Origin of the sequence: Lactococcus cremoris subsp. cremoris KW2, from assembly GCF_000468955.1 — a bacterium.
Taxonomy (GTDB): domain Bacteria; phylum Bacillota; class Bacilli; order Lactobacillales; family Streptococcaceae; genus Lactococcus; species Lactococcus cremoris.
Map to the genome: position 1 here is coordinate 526,562 of NC_022369.1, position 22,140 is coordinate 548,701.

General features: G+C 34.6%; 26 protein-coding genes. 19 read left to right on the forward strand and 7 right to left on the reverse strand.

The features are described 5' to 3' along the window. Positions 1–209: 209 nt before the first annotated feature. The 6 genes from yidC to KW2_RS02690 form a co-directional block, all read right to left on the reverse strand. Positions 210–1,172, reverse strand: a complete 963-nt coding sequence (gene yidC / locus KW2_RS02665) for a membrane protein insertase YidC (protein WP_011834572.1) — start codon at positions 1,170–1,172, stop codon at positions 210–212. A 174-nt stretch (positions 1,173–1,346) separates the two neighbouring features. Then, positions 1,347–2,105 carry an HAD-IIB family hydrolase gene (locus tag KW2_RS02670; protein WP_011675578.1) on the reverse strand — a complete coding sequence of 253 codons (759 nt, stop codon included), beginning with the start codon at positions 2,103–2,105 and terminating at the stop codon, positions 1,347–1,349. Between the two features lie 94 nt (positions 2,106–2,199). Continuing rightward, on the reverse strand, positions 2,200–2,790 hold the full coding sequence (locus KW2_RS02675) for an ECF transporter S component (RefSeq protein ID WP_011675579.1): 591 nt from the start codon (positions 2,788–2,790) through the stop codon (positions 2,200–2,202). A gap of 16 nt (positions 2,791–2,806) precedes the next feature. Further along, positions 2,807–3,343: a phosphopantothenoylcysteine decarboxylase gene (gene coaC, locus KW2_RS02680; RefSeq protein WP_014573068.1), complete on the reverse strand. Its 537-nt coding sequence runs from the start codon at positions 3,341–3,343 to the stop codon at positions 2,807–2,809. Further along, positions 3,336–4,031 carry a phosphopantothenate--cysteine ligase gene (locus KW2_RS02685; protein WP_021036808.1) on the reverse strand — a complete coding sequence of 232 codons (696 nt, stop codon included), beginning with the start codon at positions 4,029–4,031 and terminating at the stop codon, positions 3,336–3,338. The genes coaC and KW2_RS02685 overlap by 8 nt, the downstream gene beginning before the upstream one ends. Before the next feature lie 146 nt (positions 4,032–4,177). Then, positions 4,178–4,363: a 2-hydroxymuconate tautomerase gene (locus KW2_RS02690; RefSeq protein ID WP_011675581.1), complete on the reverse strand. Its 186-nt coding sequence runs from the start codon at positions 4,361–4,363 to the stop codon at positions 4,178–4,180. A gap of 185 nt (positions 4,364–4,548) precedes the next feature. Between KW2_RS02690 and KW2_RS02695 the strand changes: the two genes are divergently transcribed. The 18 genes from KW2_RS02695 (at position 4,549) to serB (ending at position 20,925) form a co-directional block, all read left to right on the forward strand. Then, positions 4,549–6,876 (forward strand): cation-translocating P-type ATPase, encoded by a 2,328-nt coding sequence (locus KW2_RS02695; RefSeq protein ID WP_021036809.1) that lies wholly within the window; start codon positions 4,549–4,551, stop codon positions 6,874–6,876. Positions 6,877–6,907: 31 nt separating this feature from the next. Further along, positions 6,908–7,351: a GNAT family N-acetyltransferase gene (locus KW2_RS02700; protein ID WP_021036810.1), complete on the forward strand. Its 444-nt coding sequence runs from the start codon at positions 6,908–6,910 to the stop codon at positions 7,349–7,351. A gap of 227 nt (positions 7,352–7,578) precedes the next feature. Further along, positions 7,579–8,175 carry a lipoprotein BA_5634 family protein gene (locus KW2_RS02705; protein WP_021036811.1) on the forward strand — a complete coding sequence of 199 codons (597 nt, stop codon included), beginning with the start codon at positions 7,579–7,581 and terminating at the stop codon, positions 8,173–8,175. A 136-nt stretch (positions 8,176–8,311) separates the two neighbouring features. Then, on the forward strand, positions 8,312–8,680 hold the full coding sequence (locus KW2_RS02710; RefSeq protein ID WP_021036812.1) for a VOC family protein: 369 nt from the start codon (positions 8,312–8,314) through the stop codon (positions 8,678–8,680). A gap of 221 nt (positions 8,681–8,901) precedes the next feature. After that, complete coding sequence (locus tag KW2_RS02715) at positions 8,902–9,186, forward strand: putative quinol monooxygenase (protein ID WP_021036813.1); 285 nt, start codon at positions 8,902–8,904, stop codon at positions 9,184–9,186. 552 nt (positions 9,187–9,738) lie between these two features. Continuing rightward, the gene (locus KW2_RS02720; RefSeq protein WP_011675593.1) at positions 9,739–10,308 is read left to right on the forward strand and encodes a thymidine kinase; all 570 of its coding nucleotides are present in this window, start codon (positions 9,739–9,741) and stop codon (positions 10,306–10,308) included. Between the two features lie 10 nt (positions 10,309–10,318). Then, entirely contained in the window at positions 10,319–10,762 is a 444-nt protein-coding gene (locus KW2_RS02725; protein ID WP_011675594.1) for a hypothetical protein, read from the forward strand. Between the two features lie 17 nt (positions 10,763–10,779). Beyond that, positions 10,780–11,853, forward strand: a complete 1,074-nt coding sequence (gene prfA / locus KW2_RS02730) for a peptide chain release factor 1 (RefSeq protein WP_021036814.1) — start codon at positions 10,780–10,782, stop codon at positions 11,851–11,853. Continuing rightward, positions 11,853–12,380 carry a hypothetical protein gene (locus tag KW2_RS02735; RefSeq protein WP_015082127.1) on the forward strand — a complete coding sequence of 176 codons (528 nt, stop codon included), beginning with the start codon at positions 11,853–11,855 and terminating at the stop codon, positions 12,378–12,380. Before prfA ends, KW2_RS02735 begins: the two co-directional genes overlap by 1 nt. A 69-nt stretch (positions 12,381–12,449) precedes the next feature. Beyond that, positions 12,450–13,205, forward strand: coding sequence for an oxygen-insensitive NADPH nitroreductase (nfsA, locus tag KW2_RS02740; protein WP_021036815.1), 756 nt, complete (start codon positions 12,450–12,452; stop codon positions 13,203–13,205). A 104-nt stretch (positions 13,206–13,309) separates the two neighbouring features. After that, positions 13,310–14,122: a peptide chain release factor N(5)-glutamine methyltransferase gene (gene prmC, locus KW2_RS02745; RefSeq protein ID WP_021036816.1), complete on the forward strand. Its 813-nt coding sequence runs from the start codon at positions 13,310–13,312 to the stop codon at positions 14,120–14,122. 33 nt (positions 14,123–14,155) lie between these two features. Continuing rightward, positions 14,156–14,620 (forward strand): GNAT family N-acetyltransferase, encoded by a 465-nt coding sequence (locus tag KW2_RS02750; protein ID WP_021036817.1) that lies wholly within the window; start codon positions 14,156–14,158, stop codon positions 14,618–14,620. Between the two features lie 23 nt (positions 14,621–14,643). Further along, on the forward strand, positions 14,644–15,537 hold the full coding sequence (locus KW2_RS02755; RefSeq protein ID WP_275450698.1) for an L-threonylcarbamoyladenylate synthase: 894 nt from the start codon (positions 14,644–14,646) through the stop codon (positions 15,535–15,537). 232 nt (positions 15,538–15,769) lie between these two features. Continuing rightward, entirely contained in the window at positions 15,770–17,017 is a 1,248-nt protein-coding gene (gene glyA, locus KW2_RS02760) for a serine hydroxymethyltransferase (protein ID WP_021036819.1), read from the forward strand. Between the two features lie 180 nt (positions 17,018–17,197). Further along, positions 17,198–17,800, forward strand: a complete 603-nt coding sequence (locus KW2_RS02765) for a lysozyme family protein (protein ID WP_011834590.1) — start codon at positions 17,198–17,200, stop codon at positions 17,798–17,800. A 126-nt stretch (positions 17,801–17,926) separates the two neighbouring features. After that, positions 17,927–19,024 carry a 3-phosphoserine/phosphohydroxythreonine transaminase gene (serC, locus tag KW2_RS02770; protein ID WP_021036820.1) on the forward strand — a complete coding sequence of 366 codons (1,098 nt, stop codon included), beginning with the start codon at positions 17,927–17,929 and terminating at the stop codon, positions 19,022–19,024. Beyond that, on the forward strand, positions 19,021–20,217 hold the full coding sequence (locus KW2_RS02775; RefSeq protein WP_021036821.1) for a 3-phosphoglycerate dehydrogenase family protein: 1,197 nt from the start codon (positions 19,021–19,023) through the stop codon (positions 20,215–20,217). Before serC ends, KW2_RS02775 begins: the two co-directional genes overlap by 4 nt. A 45-nt stretch (positions 20,218–20,262) precedes the next feature. Next, positions 20,263–20,925 (forward strand): phosphoserine phosphatase SerB, encoded by a 663-nt coding sequence (gene serB / locus KW2_RS02780; RefSeq protein WP_021036822.1) that lies wholly within the window; start codon positions 20,263–20,265, stop codon positions 20,923–20,925. Positions 20,926–20,962: 37 nt separating this feature from the next. Here serB and KW2_RS02785 read toward each other — a convergent pair whose 3' ends face one another. After that, positions 20,963–21,256, reverse strand: coding sequence for an acylphosphatase (locus tag KW2_RS02785; protein WP_011834594.1), 294 nt, complete (start codon positions 21,254–21,256; stop codon positions 20,963–20,965). Between the two features lie 111 nt (positions 21,257–21,367). On the opposite strand from KW2_RS02785, the gene KW2_RS02790 reads away from it, so the two are divergent. Then, positions 21,368–22,126 (forward strand): TrmH family RNA methyltransferase, encoded by a 759-nt coding sequence (locus tag KW2_RS02790; RefSeq protein WP_021036823.1) that lies wholly within the window; start codon positions 21,368–21,370, stop codon positions 22,124–22,126. The last annotated feature ends 14 nt before the right edge of the window (positions 22,127–22,140 follow it).

Below are 22,140 nucleotides of genomic sequence, written 5' to 3' on the forward strand. Positions count from 1 at the left end.
CTAGCCAAGAATTAAGAGCCATTGTTCAAGTTATTTTCATCATTTTGACAAACAAAAAAATTTCAGAAGTTTTCATGAGTTCAGTCTGGTACAAAAGCACTTTATTGACAAGTCAGTCAGTTCATACGAACAAAAAAATATTGAATAGAGAAATAAAAAATCACTGACAGAAATTCTATCAGTAATTTTTTTATATCTGTCAGTAAAACTTACTTACGATTTTGTTTACCAGCATTTCGTCCACCAGATTTACGTTCTTTTTCATTGCGTTCACTTGTGATAGCTTTGAAATTTTCTTGAACAGAAGTAGGGGTAACATCTTTGATGCCTTCGTCATTAATTTTTGGAGGATTTTTAGTAAATTCTTCATCAATACGACGGCGCATTCTTGGTTTCATGATAAAGGTAATGATGACTTGTTGAATCACAATTACAAAACCACCAACTGCCCAGTAAAGTGCAACACCTGCAGGGGACATGAATGAGAAGACAACAATCATTGCTGGACTCATAATCAACATGGCCATTCCTGATTTCTTTTGTTCAGGAGTCATTGACAAGGTTGAAATCCATGTTTGAATGAAGTAGAGTACACCAGAAATAATTACCAAGACAATACTAGGATGTCCTAAAGGAATACCGTAAAATGTTGAACTTGAGATTCCTGTTGTGTAAGCTGCTGCATTGTAGAGAGCAATGAAGAAAGGCCACTGAATAAGCATTGGTAAGCAACCGATAGATGAAAGCATATTAATGCCATTATCCTTTTGGGCAGCCATCAAGGCTTGTTGCGCTGCCATTTTTTCTTCAGGCGTTTGGGCTTTTTTCAATCGTTCTTGTAAAGGAGCAAACACGGGAGCGAGGTAAGCCATTTTTTCTTGCATATAAGTTGATTTGTAAGCTTGATTCAAACCTAATGGCAAAATGAGGAAACGGATAATCAAAGTGACGAAAATGATTCCCCAACCATAACCAAGATGTAAATTATTGGCGAATAGGTCAACAAAAGCAGACATGGGACGAACCAAAAGATTGTAAGTAATCCCATGAGTAGCCGCTTCCGTTGGAACACGGACTCCATCAACAACGTGTGTTTGCACACAACCAGAAAGGAGTAACAATCCGGCTGTCATTAAACCAGTCAATGTTAATTTCTTTTTCAAATTTTTCAATATAAGTTCACCTTCTATAAATTAAACATACTTACCTATTTTACCTAAATTCTTTGTTAATTTCAATAGGACTAAAGAATGAAAACCTATTCTGTCTTTTTTAAATTTCTGAAAGTACTTTCTGATAGAAAAGAAAAAAGCTGTCATTAATGACAACTTTTTATCAATCGAAAATTAAGCTTCTTCCATTGCAATAATTGCTTTGAGGATAGCAGCAGTTTCTTTCCAATCACGAACAGTGATTGTTTCAATTCCCATTTGGACAACTGGATAATCATTTCCACCAGGTTGAGTCATGTCACCAAAGTAGAGGATTTCTTCTTTAGTTACGTTGAGTTCTTCCATCAAATGATTCATTCCAAATTCTTTATTTTGACCAGGAACAAAACCGTTAATTGTTGTTGTTCCGGCAACTTCAAATTCAAACTCTGGAGCATATTGGCTAGCCAATTTAGCGATTTCATTACGTTTTGTCATGTCTGGGTCCCAAGCTTGTTTAGCTTCAACCCCAGCTTTTTGACCAATTGCTGAGTAAGCAATCATTGATTCACGATTTTCATTAATTTCATCACCAGGAAGAAGAACAGATTCGTCCCAATGGCCAAGTTCTTTAGCTGCTTTTTCAAGTGCTCCCATAATGGCATTGGCTTGTTCGTCAGTTAAAGCATAATTGAAGACTTGTTTCCATTCACCAGCTTTGTGAGCATAATATTGAGTTCCTTGAGCAACAAACAAATGGAAATTATCCAAATTTGCAGATTCAGGCAAGTTATTAATAATTTGAATCAAAAATTGATCATATTTTTGCCCTGAAATTGGAGCGATAATATATTTTTGAGACAAAGTCGCCAACAATTCAGCCATTTCAGGGAAAATCGGCATTTTTGGTTCATTGAGTGTGTTATCAATGTCGAAACTTAATATTTTTTTCATAAGTTTTCTCCTATTTATTTTCTTATCAACGCTTACATTATAACATTTTTTTAATAAAAAAAACAATCTAATCAAAATAGATTGCTTTTTGAAATCATGAATTATTGCGAGCCTTAGTGAGAGCAGGGACAATAGCAGTGGTTAAAATCACAGCAATAATCACTTCTGTCAGTGAATTTGTCGCAACAATGGCACCTAAGAGGTAACTCAAAGACCATTTTAGAGTTGAGCCAAAGAATAAGAAAATCGATGTCAAAACAAGAATGGTATTAGTAGCAGTTCCGGCAAAAGCAGCCAAGCCAGCACCCAAACGATTATTTGCTATTTTATAAACAAAATAAGGGAGGATACCTACTAAAATTCGAGGAATAAAAGCGATGAATAAGCCCCAGGGCGAGCCATGATGTGTTCCAATCACAGGCTGAAATGGGCTAAATAAGAAACTTGTTGGAGTGGTCACAATCGTTGCCGTAACAAAAGAGATTAAACCCCAGACCAAACCAAGAAAGGCGCCTTTACGCCAACCTAAAATGATTGAGCCAATGATTACGGGAAGATGTAGAAGCGTTGGTTTTACCGGAAAGGGCCAGACGTTAATCACAAACTGAGTAAAAAGCTGGACAACAACCATAATCGCAATAAAAATGGCTAAAATTGCCACATCAGACGCTTTTGATTTTTTCATAAATACCTCATTTATTTTATAAAGAATTTTTTAAATCCGAGATAATGTCAGGTAAGTCGGCGAGAGCTCCCTCACCAAAATCTCCACAAGCGAGTAAAGATTTTTTCGGTTGAATCATATTATAATCTATTTTTTTAAGAATCTCAATGTTTTTTTGAGTTAGAGGATGTTGATACATTTTAGTATTCATGGCTGGCGCAAAATATTTTGGAACAGAGGGTTCAAGTGCAAGGGCAACAGAAGTCACAATGTCATCAGCACGCCCTTGAGCCAAACGACTAATTGTATCAGCCGTTGCTGGCGCAACAAGAAAAAGTTCAGTGTTTTTAGCTAAATCAATATGATTAACCAATTCAGGACGTTCCTCGTCCATAATATCTAAATGAACTTTATTTTTTGACAGAACTTGCAAAGTTAAGGGGGTGATAAACTGGGTAGCACTTCTTGTCATTAAGACAGTCACATTATGTCCCTCTTTTGTCAGTAATGAAGTCAAATCAGCCGCTTTATAAGCTGCAATTGAACCTGTTACCGCAAGTGTAATTTTAGTCATTTTTTAATTCCTCCGATATTTTTAAAAGACTGTCAGCAATTTCTGATTTTGTATCTAAAGCAGTTACTTCATTTTTACTGACCAAAAGTGCTTTGTGCTTTTGACCTTCAATATTTTTCAAGTCATTAGCAAGAATAAAATCAGCCCCTGTTGTCAGTAATTTTTCTCTAGCAACATGAAGAAGTTCAGAATTTTTCACGCCCACCAACAATTTAAAGCCGAAAAGTAAAACTTTAGGATTCCATTTTTTGATATAAGAAATAATCTTTGGCGTTTTTTCTAAGAGCATGATTTGATGATCAGATTTAGAAGAAATTTTCCCGACCTGCTCAGGACGGTAATCAAGAAGTTCATCTACAGAGAGGCTTCCAGAAAAATTTTCAAGTCCAGTCATGTATACTGGTCGATAGTCACTGACAGCCATACTGTGGATAACCACATCCATTTTAGGAACCAATTTTTCCATTTGCTGATAAAGGTCTTTGGTTCCTTCAATTGGAATATGAGTAAGATGAGCATCATTTTCTGGGAGAACTGCCTGTAATCCAGCCAATAAAAAGACTTCATGACCGGCCTGTAAAAATTTTTCGGCGGCTAATTTACCAAGACTTCCTGTCGCAAAATTACTGATGCCTCGAACCTCATCAATTGGTTCTGTTGTTCCACCAGAAGTAATCAAAACTTTCATTTTTCACCAGTTTCTTTTAGAGTTGCTTTCATTTTATCCTATTAAAAATGTTTTTTCAAGAGAAGTTTATTTACTAAAAAAATTACTGACAGCTGATATAAAAAAGCCATCATTTACTGACAGCTTTTATTGACTTAAAAGAAAGCTTATTTCTTTTTTTTCATTTCTCCACCTTGATAAAGCATTCCTTCTGGAAGGTCATTAAAAATGACATGAATTCCAGAAGTAGGTGCTCCAGCATGTTTTGAGATTGTTTCAGTAATCTCTTTGGCAATCGCAGCTTTTTGCTCTACTGTACGGCCTTCAAATAATTCAACATGGACATATGGCATAATAAATTCTCTTTTCTATAGATTATGACCATATTTTACCATAATTAAATAGAAAAAAACCTAAACAATCAAAAATAATATTTTTACCGTTTGCAGGACTTCTCAGAACTATGTTAAGATAGAACAAAGTATTTTTACAGTACTTAATCATTAAAAAAATCATTCACGAAATAGAGAGTAAAAATATGTCTTTAAAAGGATTAACAAGTCTTGAGGTCGAAGAACGAATTCGCCAAGGAAAAATAAATAAAAATTTAGCTGAAACAGACCGTCCGGTCTGGGAAATTGTAAAACGCAATACCTTTACATTTTTTAATTTGATTTTTGCAGTAATAGCTGTCTTAATCAGTTTAGTTCAGGCATGGAATCAACTGATTTTCTTGCCAATTATTGTCATCAATACAGTGGTCGGAATTTATCAAGAGATTAGGGCAAAGAGATATCTTGACGAAATGACACTTCTACACGCGCCGCAGTCCACAGTGATAAGAAATGGTAAACAAGAAAAGATTGCCTCAGATGATTTGGTTGAAGAAGATATTATTATTCTTAAAACAGGAAATCAAATTGTTGCTGATGCTCGTATTGTTGAGGGAAGTATCTTTGTCAATGAATCCCTTTTAACAGGTGAAGCTGACGAAATTGAAAAAAATGTTGACGATAAGCTTTTGTCAGGAAGTTTTGTTGTGTCAGGAGAAGCAAAAGTAATTTTAGAAAAAGTTGGGAAAGATTCCTACATTTCCAAATTAACAGAGCAAGCAAAGCTGGTCAGCCATGGCGAAGATTCCGAAATGCTTCGAGCACTCAATAAATTATTAAAATGGGTCAGTTTTATTATTCTGCCAATTGCGGTCATCTTATTTACTCAAAATTATTTTGTCAATCACAATACCTTACAAACTAGTGTCGTGGCAATGGTAGCAGCCGTCATCGGAATGATTCCAGAAGGACTTTATCTTTTAACTACCATCGCTTTAACCCTCAGTAGTGTAAAGTTAGCCCGTAATCAAGTGCTATTGCACAATATGAAAAGCATTGAATCCTTGGCGCGTGTTGATGTTTTATGTGTCGATAAAACGGGAACAATCACAGAACCCAGAATGTCAGTTGAGCAAGTATTTGTCAGTCCTAGTAGTGAGATGAATGAACAAAAATTTATGGGCGTTTTATCTAACTATATTTCCGCAAATACCGATGATAATGACACAATGAAAGCCATTCGAGAATTTATGCTTGCAAAAGGTGATCTTCAAAATCAAATGACAGGTGTCAAAAAGATTATTCCATTTTCATCAAAGGTAAAATATAGTGCGGTTTGTTTTGAAAATGAAAGTTATCTTTTAGGGGCGCCAGAGATTGTTTTAGGAAAAAATTATGAAAAAATTAGTTCTGAAATTAATCATCTCTTAAAAGAAGGATTTCGTGTTCTAGTCTTAGCAAGAACAGAAGAAAAAAACTATGAACAACTTAATTTAGGAACTCAAGCTTTAGGTTATGTTGTTCTAGCAAATCCTATAAGAGAAAATGCTAGAGAAACCTTCAATTATTTTGCCCAACAAGGTGTGAATATCAAAGTGATTTCAGGTGATAACCCACAAACCGTGTCCGCTGTTGCTAAAAGAGCAGGAATTATGGGAGCAGAACACTTTATTGATGCTAATCTTTTGAAGACCGAGGAAGATTTAGACCAAGCGATAGAAAGCTATACTGTTTTTGGACGAGTGACTCCTGACCAAAAGCGCCGTCTTGTACAAGCTCTCAAACGTAAGGGGCATACAGTCGCGATGACGGGAGATGGCGTTAACGACATTTTAGCAATGAAGAGTGCTGATTGTAGTATCGCTATGGCTTCAGGAAGCGATGCTGCGACCCAAGTTGCACAAGTGGTTTTACTCGATTCAGATTTTGGTCACATGACCCAAGTTGTCACTGAAGGGCGTCGCGTGGTCAATAATGTTCAGCGCTCAGCCATCCTTTTCCTTGTAAAAAATCTTTTTTCAATCATTTTAGCGATTATCTCAGCAATCTTTGTCTTCACTTATCCCTTACAAGCCTCACAACTTTCACTCATTAGTTTATTCACCATTGGGATTCCAGGATTCTTACTCTCTTTAGAAGAAAATGATAAACGGATTGAAAAAGACTTTATTAAAAATGTAATCCTAAAAGCACTGCCAGCCAGTTTAACAGAAATTACGGCCGTCTTAGGGGTTGTTATTGCTGGAGCCGCATTTAAATTGACCGCATCAGAAATATCGACATCGGCTGTCATTCTATTAGCCGTTGTAGGTTTCATGATTTTAACAAAAATTAGTGCTCCACTGAATCGATTTAAAATGGGGATAATTATTTTTAATATTGTTGGGATAATTCTCTCAGGTTTTATTTTTAATTCTCTCTTCTCTATCAGTAAAATTTCGTTAGATAGTTTCGTTCTTGTTGCCCTTCTCTCTCTCTTTTCTGAATCATTATTTAGAAACTTTGATTCACTTCTAAAAAAATATTTTAAGTAAAAATAAAAGCTCAAAAAAATAGAAAGAAAAAATGGAAGAAATCAGTCAATCAAGAAGAACGGCCGCCTTAATTGAAGAATTAGTAGTACTTTGGGAAAAATCCGTTGAAGTCAGTCATTTGTTTTTATCAACTGAAGAAATAAGTGAAATAAAAAAATATGTTCCACAAGCTCTAAAAGAGATTAAACATCTTATCATTGAATCAGACAAAAAAGGAAAACCAATCGCCTTTATGGGAATTTATGAGCAAAAACTTGAGATGCTATTTGTGAATCCAGACGATATGAATAAAGGATTAGGCAGAAAATTACTTGAAGAAGCGATTAGCCATTATTTAGTAAGAGAACTTACAGTAAATGAACAAAATCCCCAGGCAAGAGCTTTTTATGAGCATATGGGATTTAAAATTTACAAAAGAGAAGCTATTGATGAACAAGGGCAGCCCTATCCAATTCTTTACATGAATTTGGTTTGAAAAAAAATACTCACTTAAGTTATTAGTGAGTATTTTTTTATTGGTTCAATGATTCTTCCATTGCTGCGCTTTGAGTCCAAGAAAGGTAGAAAAGTGAGAGCAAACAACCAGAAAATATTATATCTGCTTTATATTACAAAAATGTAAGTAGTAATCAAAAGAACTGATGTTAGAATTAAAAAGTAGAGAAAATCTATAAAAAAAATATCACTAAAGGAAAGATATAAATGAAAAAAATATTAATAGCGCTAGTAATTTTGGTACCAATTGCCATCACCGGATTTTTCGGATATAACTATTTTCAAAAAAATATAGCTCACGTACACGGGATTATCATGTACAGTGATAATAAAGAAGAAATGGACTCTAAGTTAGAAACTAATAAAAAGAATATAGAGAAAAGCCTAACTGTAGAGGGAAAATACAGTTCAAAATCAGATACATTAGTCTTGAACACACAAGCAGCCAATAAATTAATGAATCAAGGGGCATTTAATCATGTTACGAAAAAAGGGGAAAAGGCTAGTTTTAAGAAAGTGAAAAAACTATCAGCAGAACCTGCCTTGTGGACTTCTAAATCGGATACTTCTGTGACCGATGATAGTGGTAAAACAATTGATTCTAAGAGTAAAGATTACATCGTTTTAGGAGAATATAGCGCGACTTCTAAAATACTAATCCTTGATAATGAAGATTATCAAAATTTTGATGCTAAAACAGAGTATGTAAGTGTAATAAAAGAAAAACGCGACGCTGACAAAGCACTTTTGAGCTATAAGACAAATGGATCTATCCCTTCACACATTTTTCATTATGGAGAATAAAAAGTAGTTAGATTCTTACTTAGAAAGAATGCATTCCAAAAACTACAAAAAACTGCTAGGCAGATAAGAAGTATAATTATAATTTAAATAAGTTCCATGATATAATACCAATATAAAAGTGAAAAGGGAGATGAACATGGAGTTTAATATGTGTGTAAATCTTTACGTCAGAGACGTAGAAAAAGAAGTAAATTTTTTTACTTCAATTGGTTTTTTAGAAATTGAACGACATAAAATGGAAGACTCAGATACAGTAGTCATTGCTCCATTAGCTGGTGGTAATGCTCTACTACAAATTTGGGATATAGAATTTATAAAAAAAGTATCACCCGAAGTTGCGGAGGATAAACCCTCAATCCTTTTCACAGTAAATAATATTGAAGAAATGCATGAAAAATTAAAGAAAATAACTGATACAACAGGCGATTTGATGGATGCAAATGGAAAGAAAGCTTTTAATTTTCAAAGTCCATCTGGGAACTATTACGCCTTTATGACCATCTAGCTGTATCTGATTTTAAAAATACGTATTAGTGAAAACAAAACTGCCATTATGGCAGTTTTTTATTTAAAGATTAAGAAGAAAAGGTCTCCAATTAGCGATTAATCTAAAATAGTTGCAAAAAGAGTTAAAATATTTTATTATATGACTTGTCAATCATTGACTAGTCAAGTGTTTGCTTTTGAAGTAAATAGATACTTATAGATAAAAAGGAAGAATAAATTATGATTATTGTTAATGCCAAGTTTTATATAAAAGCTGATAAAAAAATTCAATTTTTAGAAGAAATTCAGAATTTGATTTCAGCCTCAAAACAAGAAATAGGATGCCTCGAATACTCTTTGTATGAGTCTGTAAATACTCAGTTAGAATTTGTGATGATAGAAAATTGGGAATCACAAGAAGCTATTGAGAAACATAATACCAATCCACTTTTAAAAGAGTTTGCTAAGAACTTGACTAGCTACAGTTTAAAAAAACCAATTTTGCAAATTGCGGAAATAAAATAGGATAGTTGATATCTAATCAATATAAATAGTTTAGAAAATGAAAACTAGAGTAGGAGAAATCTTGCTCTAGTTTTATATTTTATGGACAAGAAAGCAAAAAAAGTGAAATGAAAAATCCTCCAGAATAGCAAGCCAGATATTCTTTGTGAATGGGAGAATTTTTGATAAATCTAATAAACTGAAAGAGGAGTAAAAATATAAATGAAATATGATATAATTTATATTGTATTTTTATTTATCCTTTATCTTTAAGGAAGAAAAGATGATGAAAATTGAATTGAGTAAGAAGAAAGCTTGTAGTTTTTAGATTCATAACTAGTTTATTCAGAAAGAATATAAGATGAAAAATAGATGTCTTTTTTTGAAGTAAGGATAAAATCTCTTAAGATTCGGTAGAATCAGGATGAGGAAGTTTTTAAGTAAAACTAGCTTACTCCAAATAATTTTTATGGATAAGATTTTGTGAATTTGAAAGAATATATTTAAGAATTTTTAAATAAAAACAGTTGGCATCAAAAGTTTAGAAGCAAAAATTAATAAAAAGGAAAAGTAATGGCGCAATTATATTTCAAATATGGTACGATGAATTCAGGAAAGTCAATTGAGATTTTGAAAGTGGCTCATAATTATGAGGAACAGGGCAAGCCAGTTCTCTTGATGACATCAAGCCTAGATACCCGTGCTGGTGTTGGAACAGTTGCGAGTCGGATTGGTATGAAAGCAGAAGCTATCGCAATTGATGATAAAATGTCTGTTTTTGATTATGTGAACAGCCTGTCTGCTAAACCTTTTTGTGTCTTAATTGATGAGGCACAATTTTTAAATAAAAAACATGTCTATGATTTTGCGCGAGTAGTCGACGAATTGAATGTTCCAGTTATGGCCTTTGGTTTGAAAAATGATTTTCGTAATGAACTTTTTGAGGGGTCTAAATACCTGCTTTTACTTGCTGATAAAATTGAAGAAATTAAAACGATTTGCTGGTATTGTAGTAAAAAAGCGACGATGGTTATTCGAACAATTGACGGTAAACCAGTCTATGAAGGTGAACAGTTACAGATTGGTGGAAATGAAACTTATATTCCGGTTTGCCGGAAGCATTATTTTAAACCAGAAATCTAGGAGGAAATAGATGTTTTATCATTTTAAAGGAACAATCACAGGGGAAGATTATCAAAGAATTCTCGGACAAATGACTAAGCGAATGATGCTGGTTTTTTCAGGAATCATGCTTGTTTTTTTAGTTGTTAATTTGTTGATGAGTAAAGGACAATGGATTTGGCCAGTCGTTTCTGCACTGCTTGTGCTTGTTTTAGGGAATCTTTTTTTACATTGGCAACTGAAAAGCCGTTTTTTGAAAAATTTTAAACCACAAGAACTTGATATGTATGTGACAGAGGAACAAATTAAAGCTCAAATGAATGTACGTAACGTTGAAATTTTTTCAGATCGTGTGCACTTTTTTCAAGGGAGAAATCAGGTAATGATTTTTAAAAAAGATATGCTACAAGATGTGACACAATGGGATTCATTTGTCAATATGGCCAAAAATTTACCATTAAAAACTAAAAAATAATTAAAGGAAATAGAGAAATGTTTGATCAGTTAGAATCAATAGTTGGAAGATATGAAGAATTGGGTGAGTTATTGTCTGACCCTGAGGTGGTTTCAGATACGAAGCGTTTTATGGAATTATCGCGTGAAGAAGCAGATTTACGTGATAAAGTAGCGACTTATAATGAATACAAAAAAGTTCTTGAAACAATTTCTGATAGTGAAGAAATGCTTGGTGAGGGTGGACTTGATGATGATATGAAAGAAATGCTCAAAGAAGAACTTTCATCAGCAAAATCACAAAAAGAGCTTTTGGAAGAAGAAATCAAAATTTTGCTTTTGCCAAAAGACCCAAATGATGGAAAAAATATTATTTTAGAAATTCGTGGAGCTGCTGGTGGTGATGAAGCTGCACTTTTTGCTGGTGATTTGTTGAATATGTACCAACATTTTTCTGAATCTCAAGGTTGGAAGTTTGAAATTATGGAAGCGAATATCACTGGTATTGGCGGTTATAAAGAGGTTTCAGCTTTGATTTCGGGTCCATCTGTTTATTCAAAATTGAAATATGAATCTGGTGCTCACCGAGTACAACGTGTCCCTGTAACCGAAACACAAGGGCGCGTGCATACTTCGACAGCGACAGTGCTTGTGATGCCTGAAGTTGAAGAATTCGAAATGACAATTGAGCAAAAAGATTTGCGCGTGGATATTTATCATGCGTCTGGTGCCGGTGGTCAGAATGTCAATAAGGTTGCCACAGCCGTGCGGATGGTTCACTTGCCAACAGGGATTAAAGTTGAGATGCAAGAAGAACGGACTCAGCAAAAAAATCGCGATAAAGCGATTAAGTTGTTGAATACGAAAGTTTTTGATTACTATCAACAAATTGAATTGGACAAACAAAATGCAGAGCGTAAATCAACTGTCGGAACAGGTGACCGTTCTGAGCGTATTAGAACTTATAATTTTCCACAAAATCGTGTAACTGACCACCGAATTGGTTTGACTTTACAAAAATTGGATAGTATTTTATCTGGCAAAATGGATGAAGTGATTGATGCTCTGATTGTTTATGACCAAACGAAGAAATTAGAAGAATTAAATAAATAATGAATTTTGAATTTGAAGATTTTGTCATTCGAGAAGTTGGTCATGAACAACGGACGATGCAAACCTCAAAAAAAGTGAATAATGTCTTAACAGATGTGACGATTTTTCAGGTCAAAGGGCTAAATGAGTCTTTTGATTTGCTTTATTGTGTGGGAAAAAATGGGGATAGCTGGGTAGTTGCAGAAAAGATAGAGTCTCTTTCGCATCATTTGCACCGAGCACAAAGGACACGGATGTCCATTGAAAAATTTAAGGGAAATAATTACTGCCGCCTTTGGCAAGAAGTTAAAAAAGGTAAAGATTGGAGCCAAACTAAGAAAAGTTTACCTTTATCAGAGTTTGGTAAATACAGTAAAAACCCAATACGTAAGACTTTTTCAGAACTTGGAGCAAAGATTGGAACTTTGGCGGAGCTGGTCGATGAAACAAATCAAAATCGAAAACAGTATGCCTTGCTTTTTTCACCTCAGGAAATAAAGGTTCCCCTATGTGCTTATCTTCTGACGAGAATTTCACCATTGATTTAGAAATAAAAGTAGTCAAAATAGAAGTTAGTTCTAAAATGAAACCTGTCAGTAGGGAGGAATTTAATTTTGATGAATGAGAAGAAAATTATGAATCAAACAATTGAAAAAATGCTAGTTCACGCGTCAGTTCGTGATTTTAAAGCTGAACCTTTGCCAGCTCAAACAAAAGATTTACTGCTAAAAGCAGCACAATCTGGTGCTTCGTCAAATTTTATACAGGCCTATTCAATTATTGAGGTAGCGGATGTTAATTTACGACGTGAAATTGCTAAAATTTCTGGTTCGGACGCTTATGTGAATCAAACGGGTGTATTTTATGTTTTTGTGGCTGATTGGTATCGGCAAGCTCAGATTTTAAGGGCGGAGAATAAAGATGTGAAAGCTCTTCGTAATATGGAAGCTTTGACAGTTGCCATTGTTGATACTACAATTGCTGCCCAGAATATGACAGTAGCAGCTGAATCTATGGGGCTTGGCATTTGTTATATTGGTGGAATTCGTAATGACACGTCTAAAGTGGCAGAGTTGTTAAATTTACCAGAATTGACACTTCCACTTTTTGGACTGACAATTGGTCTACCAAATAGCCGAAACGAAGTAAAACCACGTTTGCCAAAAGCAAATATTTTGTCAGTCAATGGTTATAATCATGAATCATTGACTGATTTAAGTACTTATAACGAGCAAACGGCAGAATATTATGCCAATCGCAGTCATCATCAAAAGTCGACAAATTGGTCACAGGAGATGAGTGATTTTCTTACGAATCCTCGTCGTGAGGACCTGGCAGATTTTTTGAAAAAACAAGGATTTACATTGGACTGATAAGTTGATAAAGCCTGATTTTATTGGGCTTTTTTGCTATACTTGAAAGAGTAATTTAAAAGAGATTAGAAAAAATAAAAAGTTTTAGAAAGTGGAAAAGTATAATGCTTTGGATTGAAGCTGTGCGAACTTTGTCAGCAGATTTAGAAGAACCTTTTGAGTTAGAGTTTGTCTGGCGAAATTTACATGAACTTAATAAGTTATCTTGGTTGAATTTAATGCGTGAAAAAATTACTGACCAAGAGTTAAATTTACTGACAGAGCTATCAGAACGTTTGATTAAAAATGAACCCCCACAATATATTGTGGGCTGGGCAGAATTTTATGAATTAAAATTTAAGGTTGATGAGCGAGTGCTCATTCCACGTCCAGAAACTGAAGAATTAGTTGAAATGATTTTAACTGAAAATAACAATGATTCGCTGAAAATTTTAGATATTGGAACGGGCTCCGGAGCAATTGCAATTTCTTTAGCTAAAGCTCGGCAAAATTGGTCAGTAAAAGCTTCTGACATTTCACAAAATGCGCTAGAATTGGCGGCTGAAAATGCGAAAATGAATCATGTCAATTTGGAATTTATTCAATCAGATGTGATGGATGAACTTACTGACAGGTTTGATATCATAGTTTCCAATCCCCCCTATATTGCTTTTGATGAAACTTATGAAATGGATGATTCTGTCATTAAATATGAGCCTGATTTGGCCCTTTTTGCCCAAAATCAAGGTTTAGCAATTTACCAAAAAATTGCTGACCAAGCGGTCAACCATCTGACAGATGATGGAAAAATTTATTTGGAAATTGGCTATAAGCAAGGAAAAGCTGTTCAAGCTATTTTTCAAGAAAAATTTACTGACAGGCTTGTTAGCATTCACCAAGATATATTTGGAAAAGATAGAATGATTAGTGTCAAATGATAAAAGCTACTGTTGGTATATTTAAGGAGAAAAATGAATTCTTTAATTTTTGAACAAGTATTTCAGCAAAAAAAAGATTTTTTACCAATATTATTATTAGCTGATGATGGTCCGCATTTAGAAAATTATCTGGAAAATGGTGATTTATTTACTCTGTCATTAAAAAATGGAAAGACCGTTGCTTGTGCTGTAGTCATAAAAAAACAAAAAAATACTTTTGAAATTGAGAATTTCGCTGTAGAAACTAGTTTTCAAGGACAGGGATTTGGTCAGCAAATGATGAAGCAACTTATCACTTATTTGAAAGAAAATTTAGCAGCTGATGAGTTCATACTTGGAACAGATGATGTTTCAGGGAATGTTGAATTTTATGAAAAATGTGGTTTTGAAATTACTCATATAATAAGCAATTATTTTGTTGAAAATTATGACCAACCCATTTTTGAAGGGAAACAGCAATTAAAAGATAAAATATATTTAAGAAAGAAGTTAAAATGAAAGTTGAAAATGATTTGCGTACGATGTCCTCTTTTTTGCAAGTGCAATTAAAAGATGTCAAAACTTTGGTTGAATCCAACAAGATAGACCAAGCTAAAGAAACTTTGAACTTTGTTCAAGGCGGACTCAATAATTTTGCTAATGAACTTGAAAAAGTTGAAGGTGGATTTTATGGTATTATTGGCTTTCTTTTTCGCCGTCCTTATAAAGTACCAGATGATTTGAAAGATATCAGAGAAAATCTTTTTATTGAAGCAAATAAACTGCAAAAAGATTTAGATAAGCAATCAGAAAAAGAAAATAATAGTAAAAATCGAATGACAGCGAGAGCAGTAAAAGCGCTAAAAAATGGACAATTAGTGGTTTTACCAACTGAAACAGTTTATGGTTTATTTGCAAATGCCATGAATGAGCAAGCGGTCCAAAAACTTTATTCGGTTAAAGGACGTCCAACCGAAAAAGCTTTAAATATGAATGTTTCAAGTTTTGAAGATATTCTAAAATATTCCATCAACCCACCAGATTATTTAGGTAAAATTGTTGATGCATTTCTTCCTGGCCCTCTAACTATCATTTTAGAAGCTTCTAGCGAAGTTCCTGAATGGATTCATATTGGCAAAAGCACTGTTGGTTTTAGAATGCCCAACATAGCAGTGACCCAAAAAGTAATTAAAGAAGTCGGTGTTTTGGTTGGACCTTCCGCTAATTTAACCGGTTCTAAAAGTCCAAGTTTCTTTGCCGATTTAAGTCAAGAAATTTTGGAAAATGCTGCAGTCGCTGTTCAAGATGATAGCATCTATGGATTAGATACGACCATCATTGATTTGACGCAAGAAAAACCAAAATTATTACGTCAAGGGGCAGTAACTAAGGCAGAACTACTTAAAAAAGTTCCTGAACTTGGACAAATTGAATAAAATACGCTGAGAAAAAGTAATCTAAAAATTTCCGAACAATCTTTGGCAAGCTGAAGATTTCTAAGCCAACATATTTCAAAAAATGTGCTTTAGCCGATATAATAGTTTTAGAGTTAAAAGTTTGCTTGCGAAAGTAAAACATAATTTAACTGATTAAGTTTATAGCGTTTAAGACTATAAAATTCTACTTATATTTTTAAAAATATCCCCAATAGACATACAAGGAGAACGAATGATTTTTGATAAAGAAGATTTTGAAAGCTTTGACCCAGAATTGTGGGCGGCCATTCATGCTGAGGAAATTCGTCAGCAACAAAATATTGAATTAATTGCTTCTGAAAATATTGTTTCAAAGGCAGTGATGGCAGCACAAGGTTCTGTTTTGACGAATAAATATGCCGAAGGATACCCAGGGAAACGTTACTATGGTGGTACAGAAGCGGTTGATGTTGTGGAAAATTTGGCAATTGACCGTGCAAAAGAACTTTTCGGTGCAAAATTTGTCAATGTTCAACCTCACTCAGGTTCTCAAGCCAATGCTGCAGCCTATATGGCATTAATTCAACCAGGAGATACAGTTCTAGGAATGGATTTAAACGCTGGTGGTCATTTGACGCACGGATCTTCAGTCAATTTTTCAGGAAAAACTTATCATTTTGTCCCTTATGGGGTAAATCCTCAAACAGAGCTTTTAGATTATGAAGAAATTCTTAAAATTGCTAAAGAAGTTCAACCTAAACTGATTGTGGCAGGGGCTTCTGCCTATTCACGTTTGATTGATTTTGCTAAATTCCGTCAGATTGCTGATAGCGTTGGTGCGAAATTAATGGTTGATATGGCTCATATTGCTGGTTTAGTGGCTACTGGTGCTCACCCCAATCCACTTCCTTATGCTGATGTTGTCACAACAACAACTCATAAAACTTTAAGAGGCCCACGCGGTGGAATGATTTTAACCAATGATGAAGTCTTGGCTAAAAAAATCAATTCCGCAATTTTCCCTGGAACGCAAGGTGGACCTTTAGAACACGTGATTGCTGCTAAAGCAGTCGCTTTTAAAGAAGCACTTGACCCAGAATTTGCTACATATATTGAACAAGTCATTAAAAATACTCAAGCAATGGCTGATGAGTTTGCTAAGGTTGATGGACTACGTTTGATTGCAGGAGGCTCAGATAATCACTTACTTAATTTGAAGGTCTTAGATCTTGGAATTAATGGGAAAGAAGCACAGGACTTATTAGATAGCGTTCATATCACGCTTAATAAAGAGGCCATACCAGACGAAACTTTATCTCCATTTAAAACCTCAGGAGTGCGAATTGGTGCGGCAGCAATCACATCAAGAGGATTTAAGGAAGCTGAAGCTCGAAAAGTTGCTCAATTAGTTTCTAAAGCCTTGGTTAATCATGACAACCAAGAAAAACTTGAAGAAGTTAGAAAATCTGCCTTAGAGTTAACACATCAATTTCCATTATAATTTATAAAAATTAGACAATAATTTTTGTCTAATTTTTTTATATTAAGTTAAATTTAAACGAGAAGTGTTATAATAGAACTTATATAAAAATGACCGCATAAAAATATTGATATGTACTAGTGAAAAAATTAATTGAAGAGAATTAATTAAAAGTCGGTCAGAAAAATTTAGGTAAGTGATATGTTTAAAAAATTAATTGGATTAATAATGCTGATACTTCTTGTATTCGGTGGTTTTTACGTTTACCGTATGCACGAAAATGTGAAACATGTAATGTCTTATGAAGCAGAGGTTGAGAAAACCCTGAAAGCACAAGGTTTAAGCGGGGATACAAAGTTAGCGCTTGCGATTATTTATACTGAAACTAAAGGAAAACAAGTTGATATCATGCAGTCCAGCGAAAGCTTGAATGGAAAAACAAATACCTTTTCCACAGAGGAAGAAAGTATCAAACAGGGGATTGCTAATCTTTCAAAGGTATTAGAATACGCATCAGAAAAGAAAGTTGATGCTTGGACGGGAGTTCAGGCCTATAACTATGGAAGAGCTTATGTTGATTATATTGCGGCCCATGGAGGCAAGAATACAATTGCTCTTTCAAAAGCATATTCCAAAGATGTCGTTGCCCCAAGTTTAGGAAATACGACTGGTGAGACTTATTATCATTTGACGTTTGATTCTTTATTTTACAACCAAGGAAAACTCTATTCTAATGGTGGAAATATTTTTTACGCCAAAGAAGTTGAATGGAACATGTTATTACTTGATTTGTTAAATTGGTAAAATGCTGTTTAGACAGAAGTTCACATCATTGATGTGATTTTTGTCGAACAGTATTTTTTTATATTTGAATTATCAGAAAATTATATTATAATAGTGTTTAATAAATAATTTGAGGAAGTGAAATCGATGATTTATAATTTTGGTGCAGGACCTAGTGTACTTCCAAAGGAAGTTTTGAAAAAAGTTCAAGAAGAACTGTTAGACTTTGAAAAAAGCGGTATGTCAGTGATGGAAATTTCACATCGCTCCAAATCTTTTCAAGAGGTCATTGATGAGGCGCAAAATAATTTGCGCGACTTGATGTCCATTCCTCAAAACTATAAAATATTATTTTTACAAGGCGGGGCTTCCACTCAATTCTCAATGATTCCAATGAATTTGGCTCTTGGGAAAAAAGCTTATTATGCAATCTCAGGGGCCTTTGGAAAAAAGGCTTATGATGAGGCAGTAAAATTGAGTCAAACCTTAGATTTTGAAGCAATCAGTTTGGGTTCAACTCAGTCAGAACATTATAATCATCTTTTGAAAATTGATAAGTCCAAAGTTGATGAGAAAATGGCAGCTTATTTGCATATAACAACAAATAATACTATTGAAGGAACGACTATTTTTCCAAAAAATCTACCAGAAGTTAATTCTGTTCCTTTAATTGCTGATATGAGTTCAAATATTTTGGCAGTTGATTATGATGTGAGTAAATTTGGTTTAATTTATGCTGGAGCTCAAAAAAATCTAGGGATTGCCGGTTTGACAATTGTCATTATTCGTGAAGATTTATTGAATCAAAAAGAAAGTCTTTCATCAATGATGGACTACCGTATTTTGGCTCAGAATGGCTCTATGTATAATACACCGCCGACTTTTGCTATTTATTTGGCTGGTTTGGTATTCAAATGGGTCAAAGAACAGGGCGGAGTTAAAAAACTTGAAGCAATAAATCACCAAAAAGCTCGGATGCTTTATGATTTAATTGACCAGTCGGATTTTTATCAGAGCCCAGTTCTAAATGAAGCAGAGCGGTCGATATGTAATGTTGTCTTTACCAGTCCAAGTAAGGAATTGGATGCTTTATTTGTGCAAAAAGCCGAAGAAAAAGGTTTTAAATCAATCAAAGGTCATCGGTCGGTTGGGGGAATGCGAGCAAGTATCTACAACGCTTTTCCAATAGAAGGTGTGCTTGAATTGGTTAAATTTATGAAGGAATTTGAAGAGGAAAATAAATGACTTATCAGATTAAAACAATAGGAAATAATATTGACCAAGTTGCTCTAGATGAAGTTGGCGAACAATTTGCTGTCAATCAAGTACCAGAAAACAAAGCGGACGCTTTTATTTGTCGGGCTCAACCTTTTCATGATTATGAATTTTCAAAAGAACTGTTGGCCATTGGACGTGCGGGGGCTGGATTTAATAATATCCCGATTGAAAAATGCGCAAGCAAAGGAATTGTTGTATTTAATGCCCCTGGTGGGAATGCTAATGCGGTCAAAGAGTTGGTCTTGTCAATGATGATTTTTGGGACCCGTAATTTGAAACCTGCCAATAAATGGCTGACAGGACAAAAAGGAAATGATAAGGCTATTGACGTTGCAGTTGAAAATGGGAAAAAAGCATTTTCTGGTTCAGAAATTTCTGGAAAAACTTTAGGTGTGATTGGTCTTGGAAATATTGGCTCAAAAGTTGCTAATGATGCACAGCGTTTAGGGATGAAAGTGATTGGTTATGACCCCTATCTCTCAATTGAGCATGCTTGGAATTTGTCACATCATGTCAAACGGGTCAATGATTTGTCAGAAATTTTTGAGAAAGCAGATTATATTACGGTTCACACGCCAGCGACTGATGAAACAAAGGGAATGCTTAATTGGAAAAATTTATCAAAATGTAAAAAAGGAGTGATTTTGCTGAATTATGCTCGAGATGAGATTTCAGATAAAGAAGCCATTCTTAAGGCGATTGATGAAGGGATTGTTCGTTTCTTTGGCACCGATTTTGGTTCTGAAAAATTTTATCATCACCCTCAAGTTTTTTTGACTCCTCATTTAGGGGGCTCAACAGCAGAAGCCAGCTTAAATTGTACTCGGATGGCGCTTGATTCTGTTCAAACCTATTTGAAAACGGGTGAGATTATTAATTCAGTCAACTTTCCGCGTGTTTTGCAAGAGTTAAATACGCCTTATCGTGTGACCTTAATCAATAAAAATGTGCCAAACGTTGTGGCGCAAATTTCTATAGCAGTTGCCGAAGAAAATATTAATATCGCTAACATTGTCAATCGTGGTCAAGGGGATTTTGCTTATACATTACTTGATTTAGATGAAAAAGACGAAAGAAAATTGGCGGCTTTGGTTTCGCGTTTTGAAGCTTCTGAAAATATTGTGCGTGTACGTTTAATTGAGAATCCAAATTTATTTTAAATTTGATCATAAATATTTTTGAAAGACAAGTAGGATAGAGGAAAAATGACAGTAAAAGGATTACTTGTGATGGATGTCGATAGCACCTTGATTGAGGAGGAAGTCATTGACCTCTTGGGAGAAAAAGCAGGCTTAGGTGAAAAAATCTCTGAAATTACGGCGGCTGCTATGTCAGGCGAGTTGGACTTTAAAGAAGCTTTGAAAGAAAGAGTAGCCTTACTATCAGGGCTACCAACGACGATTTTTGATGAAATTTATAAAGAAATTCATTTGACAAATGGAGCGACTGGGCTGATTGAAACTTTACATGGCAGAGGTTGGAAGGTTGGTGTCGTTTCGGGTGGTTTTCATGAAATTGTGGATAAATTGGCTGTAGATTTAAAACTAGATTATGTTTTTGCCAATCGGTTGGCTGTGCAAGAGGGTTATTTGACTGGCGAAACTTATGGAACAATTGTCGATAAAAGTTTCAAATTGGAAAGATTGAAGCAGTGGGCCAAGGAAAATAAGTTGAATTTGTCTGAGGTAGTCGCTGTTGGGGATGGGGCAAATGATATTCCGATGTTAAATGCTGCTGGTCTTGGAATTGCTTTTTGTGCAAAACCAGCGGTTAAAGCTGCTGTGGCTTATCATATTGATAAAAGAAATTTATTGATGGTTTTAGAACTTCTGGAAAAATATACTGACAAGCAATCGCTTATAAATTGATAAATAAAATACTGACGGAAAATCTGTCAGTATTTTTTTAGTATTTGATATTAAAATCGGTAAAATCAGGGAAACTTGTAGGAGTTGACTCGACATAAGTTACTTTCGCAAAGGGAGAAAGACGACCTTTGGAAGATTTTTCGCCACGAATAAGGGCCGTAAATTCTTCTAATTTTTGGGAGTCATCAGTTTGGGCAAGGATACCAACGGTACCATCATCATTATTCCAAACACGACCTAAAATTCCTAATTCACGGGCACTTATAATAACAAAATAGCGAAAGCCGACTCCTTGAACTCGTCCAGAAACAATCATTTTTACTTTGAACATTTTAGCTCCTTTCATTCGTTAAATTATTAAGTGACTTGTTTATTTAAAACGTTTTCTTTTATTATAGCATAAGCACAAGCAAGATTGGCAAAAATCTGATAAAATAAGAGAATGGAAATCATCAGTTCAAAAGATAATAAAAAAGTTAAAGAAGCAAGAAAATTGCTGACAAAAAAATACCGCAAAAATTCATATCTCATCGAAGGCTTTCATTTGTTGGAGGAAGCACTGAAAGCTGGTCATTCAATAAAGCAAATTTTTGTTGAAGAAAATAAACTGGCTAAACTGACAGCAATGATTGGGTCTGAAAAATCACTGACAGACTTATCTGTAAATCTGGTCAGTAAAGATGTACTAAAATCTTTAGCTGACAGCGAAAGTCCACAAGGACTGATTGCTGAAGTGGCAAAAATTGAAGAAGTTATTGATTTTTCAGCAGCAAAATTTTTACTTTTAGAAAATGTGCAAGATCCAGGAAATGTCGGAACCATGATTAGAACGGCTGATGCAGCCGGCTTTTCAGCTGTTATTTTACTTGGTGAAACGGCAGACCTCTATAGTCCGAAGGTTATGCGTTCAATGCAAGGATCAAATTTTCATTTAGCGATTGCCCGCATGAATGAAGAAGAATGTTTTGCTGCGCTCAAACAAGCAAAAATTTCAATTTTGACAACAACGCTATCAGCAAATTCTGTATCTTATAAAACTGTTGAGGAATCATCTTTTGCTTTGGTCATGGGCAATGAAGGAGCTGGAGTATCAGACTTTGCCGTGGAATCTGCTGATAAGCTTGTTCATATTGACATGCCAGGACAAGCGGAATCTTTAAATGTGGCTGTGGCTGCTGGGATTTTGATGTTTTCATTGTAAATTACTGATGAAAA

What these genes read in the sequence shown, in the direction of transcription:
- KW2_RS02670 (WP_011675578.1), bottom strand. Translation starts at nt 2,105, where the DNA reads ATGAAAAAAATATTAAGTTTCGACATTGATAACACACTCAATGAACCA.
- KW2_RS02675 (WP_011675579.1), bottom strand. Translation starts at nt 2,790, where the DNA reads ATGAAAAAATCAAAAGCGTCTGATGTGGCAATTTTAGCCATTTTTATT.
- coaC (WP_014573068.1), bottom strand. Translation starts at nt 3,343, where the DNA reads ATGACTAAAATTACACTTGCGGTAACAGGTTCAATTGCAGCTTATAAA.
- KW2_RS02685 (WP_021036808.1), bottom strand. Translation starts at nt 4,031, where the DNA reads ATGAAAGTTTTGATTACTTCTGGTGGAACAACAGAACCAATTGATGAG.
- KW2_RS02690 (WP_011675581.1), bottom strand. Translation starts at nt 4,363, where the DNA reads ATGCCATATGTCCATGTTGAATTATTTGAAGGCCGTACAGTAGAGCAA.
- KW2_RS02695 (WP_021036809.1), top strand. Translation starts at nt 4,549, where the DNA reads ATGTCTTTAAAAGGATTAACAAGTCTTGAGGTCGAAGAACGAATTCGC.
- KW2_RS02700 (WP_021036810.1), top strand. Translation starts at nt 6,908, where the DNA reads ATGGAAGAAATCAGTCAATCAAGAAGAACGGCCGCCTTAATTGAAGAA.
- KW2_RS02705 (WP_021036811.1), top strand. Translation starts at nt 7,579, where the DNA reads ATGAAAAAAATATTAATAGCGCTAGTAATTTTGGTACCAATTGCCATC.
- KW2_RS02710 (WP_021036812.1), top strand. Translation starts at nt 8,312, where the DNA reads ATGGAGTTTAATATGTGTGTAAATCTTTACGTCAGAGACGTAGAAAAA.
- KW2_RS02715 (WP_021036813.1), top strand. Translation starts at nt 8,902, where the DNA reads ATGATTATTGTTAATGCCAAGTTTTATATAAAAGCTGATAAAAAAATT.
- KW2_RS02720 (WP_011675593.1), top strand. Translation starts at nt 9,739, where the DNA reads ATGGCGCAATTATATTTCAAATATGGTACGATGAATTCAGGAAAGTCA.
- KW2_RS02725 (WP_011675594.1), top strand. Translation starts at nt 10,319, where the DNA reads ATGTTTTATCATTTTAAAGGAACAATCACAGGGGAAGATTATCAAAGA.
- prfA (WP_021036814.1), top strand. Translation starts at nt 10,780, where the DNA reads ATGTTTGATCAGTTAGAATCAATAGTTGGAAGATATGAAGAATTGGGT.
- KW2_RS02735 (WP_015082127.1), top strand. Translation starts at nt 11,853, where the DNA reads ATGAATTTTGAATTTGAAGATTTTGTCATTCGAGAAGTTGGTCATGAA.
- nfsA (WP_021036815.1), top strand. Translation starts at nt 12,450, where the DNA reads ATGAATGAGAAGAAAATTATGAATCAAACAATTGAAAAAATGCTAGTT.
- prmC (WP_021036816.1), top strand. Translation starts at nt 13,310, where the DNA reads ATGCTTTGGATTGAAGCTGTGCGAACTTTGTCAGCAGATTTAGAAGAA.
- KW2_RS02750 (WP_021036817.1), top strand. Translation starts at nt 14,156, where the DNA reads ATGAATTCTTTAATTTTTGAACAAGTATTTCAGCAAAAAAAAGATTTT.
- KW2_RS02755 (WP_275450698.1), top strand. Translation starts at nt 14,644, where the DNA reads ATGTCCTCTTTTTTGCAAGTGCAATTAAAAGATGTCAAAACTTTGGTT.
- glyA (WP_021036819.1), top strand. Translation starts at nt 15,770, where the DNA reads ATGATTTTTGATAAAGAAGATTTTGAAAGCTTTGACCCAGAATTGTGG.
- KW2_RS02765 (WP_011834590.1), top strand. Translation starts at nt 17,198, where the DNA reads ATGTTTAAAAAATTAATTGGATTAATAATGCTGATACTTCTTGTATTC.
- serC (WP_021036820.1), top strand. Translation starts at nt 17,927, where the DNA reads ATGATTTATAATTTTGGTGCAGGACCTAGTGTACTTCCAAAGGAAGTT.
- KW2_RS02775 (WP_021036821.1), top strand. Translation starts at nt 19,021, where the DNA reads ATGACTTATCAGATTAAAACAATAGGAAATAATATTGACCAAGTTGCT.
- serB (WP_021036822.1), top strand. Translation starts at nt 20,263, where the DNA reads ATGACAGTAAAAGGATTACTTGTGATGGATGTCGATAGCACCTTGATT.
- KW2_RS02785 (WP_011834594.1), bottom strand. Translation starts at nt 21,256, where the DNA reads ATGTTCAAAGTAAAAATGATTGTTTCTGGACGAGTTCAAGGAGTCGGC.
- KW2_RS02790 (WP_021036823.1), top strand. Translation starts at nt 21,368, where the DNA reads ATGGAAATCATCAGTTCAAAAGATAATAAAAAAGTTAAAGAAGCAAGA.